Raw genomic sequence first — 2,829 nt, 5'->3', positions numbered from 1 at the left:
GGTGACCAGTTGGTCACCCGCCCGAAGTGGTTGTGGGGAGCTTAGCTCGCGCGCTTGAGTTCGTCGTCGCCAGCTTCGCTCGTCGGCTTTGCGGGCTCGATGGCGCGCAGCGGTTCGGGTCGCTCGAGCTCGGCGACGTCGGCGATCGTGTTCTGCACACGGCGCACGAGGTCGGCCGACATGATCTCAGAGAACACCGCGTCGTCACCCGGGTCGCGGCCGGTGCGCCACTCGAGGCGGTAGCGGCCACGCGGGCCGAAGAGGTCGTCGAACAGGCGCAGCAGCTCGAGCTGGGCCTCAGTCGTCAGCGCGGCCTCGGGCTGCAGCATCCGCGGCGGGTGTTGCGGCGCCGGCGCGAGGCCGAGCCCCGCGAAGTTCGGATGCGCGCTGAGCGGCATCGCAGGACGGCAGGACGGCGTCGGGAAGAGGCCGGCGTAGCGGGGCTCCTCGGTTTCGGCGGCAGCAGCCTCTGGCTCGTCGTAGTCGTCCTCATCGACGGCGTCGAGCTCGACGGCTTCGAACCGCGGCTCCTGTACCGGCGCCTCGGCGGGCGCGACCTCGGCAATCGCCGGGGCGGGCTGGACCGGCGCTACGACCGGGTGCTCGGGCACCGCGACGGTCGGCGGCTCTGGCACGACGTAGTCGGCAGGCACGGTGGCGGCCGGCGCGACCGGCTGGGCAGCGGCGGCCTGCTGCCGGGGTGCGGGCGTCGACTGCAGGGGCGCGGCAACGCGCGGCTGCGCCCACTCCTGGGGCGTCGAGGCGGGGGCCTGTGACGGGGAGGTCGGTTCGACCTGCGGAGCCGGAGCGTTCTGAGCGCTGTCTGCCTGCGGTTCGCCGAGGCCGGCAAGTTTGCGGAACCAGCCGAACATTGGGCACCCCTTTCCTACGTGTGAGCACGCGAAACTCGCGCGCGTACACGAAGCCTACGGATTCAGCGCCTCAGAACCCGGGTGCGACACTCGCGCTCAGGGAACTAGTCGAGTTCTTCCTGGCGTGCCTCTTCGACGCGCTCGCGCACTCCGGCGATCGCGAGGGCGAGCGTGGCGCCGACGGCAATCCACGTCGCGACGATGCGCAGCGTCGAGTTCGATTCCTGCGTCGTCTTCACTGCGGGCACGATTCCCGCGACCGCGGAAAGGACTGCTCCGTTGAGTAGATACTTGCGCACCGGTCATCACTCCTTGCGGTGGGTTGGCGGCTCGCAGCGCCGCGATGTCGCGACCCAGCCTAGCGCCCCATTGTGGCCATTGCGACGCGGTGTGGCGGCGTGTACCGTTAATGCTGACCGATCGGTCAGGGCTTGACGTTGCATCGCCCCTCCCGCTGAAGGACCCCCGTGACAGAACCCAGCACGCCGGCCAAGCATGAGCTCGCCGAACGCATCCGTACCGTTGCCCTCGAAGAGTTCGCCGCCCGCGGCTATGGCGTCTCGCTGCAGCAGATTGCCGAGCGCAGCGGCTGCACGAAGGCGAATGTGCTCTATCACTTTGGCAGTAAAGAGGAGCTCTTCCGGGCGGTGCTCGCGCCGGTGATCGAGGCGAGCCGCGAGCTTGAGCGTCGCCTCGACGTCGAGCCCGACTTCGACCCGGCGCGAGGCGCGGCCGAACTCATGGTGAATAACCGCCATGCGGTGCGGATGCTCGTCTTCCACCACCGCTCGCTGCCGGACGCCCGCGAGGCGAACTTCTTCCTCGACATCATCCAGCGCGTTGCGGCGAAGCTTGCGCCGAACGATCCGTCCGCGCCGACGCGCGCCGTGGTCGCGTTCATCGGCATCGCCTACGTGCTCTCGGTCGACCCCGAAGACGCCGATGCTGCCGACTTCCCACAGTTCGACGTTGAATTCCCGGGGTTCACGAGCCTCGACACCATCGCGCAGCTCGTCTGCCAACTCACCCTCGCCCCCTCGCTCTAAGGACTTCATCAAGTGGCGCTGCTTCTCTATCGCATCGGACGCTTTTCATTTCGGCACGCCTGGCAGGTGCTTGTCTCCTGGCTCGTCGTATTTGCCGCCGCGTTGGGCCTCGGGCTGGGGCTCGGCGGGCAGATGAACGAGTCGTTCGAGATTCCCGGCAGCGAGTCGCAGGATGCGCTCGACCGCCTCGCGCAGGTGTTCCCCGAAGTCGCGGGGCTGAGCGCCCAGGTCGTGATCGAGACGACCGACGGCAGCGCAATCGACACCCACCGCGACGAGCTCGCGCAGGTCGCGAGTGACATCAGCGACCTCGAGCACGTGACGCAGGCGCTCGACCCGTACTCGGAGTACGCGACCGGCACGCTCAGCGACGACGGCGAGGCCGCGATCATCCAGGTGCAGTTCGATACCGACATGATGGACAAGCTTGGCGACGACAAGCAGAACGTCGTCGACATCGCCGAGACGTTGGCAGACGACGGCCTGCGCGTGGAGTTCGGCGGCACCCTCTATCAAGACATCACCTACGGGCTCACCGTCACCGAGGCGATCGGCGTGGCCTTCGCCGCCATCGTGCTCATCGTCGCCTTCGGCTCGGTGCTCGCGGCCGGTCTGCCGCTCGGCTCGGCGCTCATGGCGGTCGGCGTAACGATGGGCGTGCTGCTGTTTGTTACCCGCTTCGTCGTCGTCTCGAACGCGAGCCCGCTGCTCGCCGTCATGATCGGCATCGCGGTCGGCATCGACTACGCCCTGTTCATCTTGTCGCGGCACCGCAACCAGCTGGCTAAGCCTCGATCCACCGATGAGCCTTCGGCGGGTGGCGTCGGCGTGATGGGCGCGGCGTGATCGGCTGCGGGCAGGGGTGAGTTCCGGGCGTCTCATCCCGGTTGTCCACTTCGTTCTCGGTCGTG

Annotated in this window: 4 protein-coding genes; 2 read left to right on the top strand and 2 right to left on the bottom strand. The window is 68.2% G+C overall.

Features of this window, described 5'->3' with window-relative positions; translation table 11 throughout:
- Positions 1-41: 41 nt before the first annotated feature.
- Complete coding sequence (locus QM019_RS12620; RefSeq protein ID WP_125107779.1) at positions 42-872, bottom strand: hypothetical protein; 831 nt, start codon at positions 870-872, stop codon at positions 42-44.
- Positions 873-976: 104 nt separating this feature from the next.
- Entirely contained in the window at positions 977-1,171 is a 195-nt protein-coding gene (locus QM019_RS12615; protein ID WP_125107780.1) for a hypothetical protein, read from the bottom strand.
- A gap of 168 nt (positions 1,172-1,339) precedes the next feature.
- On the opposite strand from QM019_RS12615, the gene QM019_RS12610 reads away from it, so the two are divergent.
- Together QM019_RS12610 and QM019_RS12605 are read left to right on the top strand one after the other, a co-directional pair.
- Complete coding sequence (locus QM019_RS12610) at positions 1,340-1,918, top strand: TetR/AcrR family transcriptional regulator (RefSeq protein WP_282853300.1); 579 nt, start codon at positions 1,340-1,342, stop codon at positions 1,916-1,918.
- 12 nt (positions 1,919-1,930) lie between these two features.
- Entirely contained in the window at positions 1,931-2,764 is an 834-nt protein-coding gene (locus QM019_RS12605; RefSeq protein ID WP_282853299.1) for an MMPL family transporter, read from the top strand.
- Positions 2,765-2,829: the final 65 nt, after the last annotated feature.

The organism is Gulosibacter sediminis, from assembly GCF_030011715.1.
Lineage (GTDB): Bacteria > Actinomycetota > Actinomycetes > Actinomycetales > Microbacteriaceae > Gulosibacter > Gulosibacter sediminis.
The sequence above is the reverse complement of the archived record's forward strand: the minus strand, read 5'-3'. Positions and strand labels throughout refer to the sequence as shown.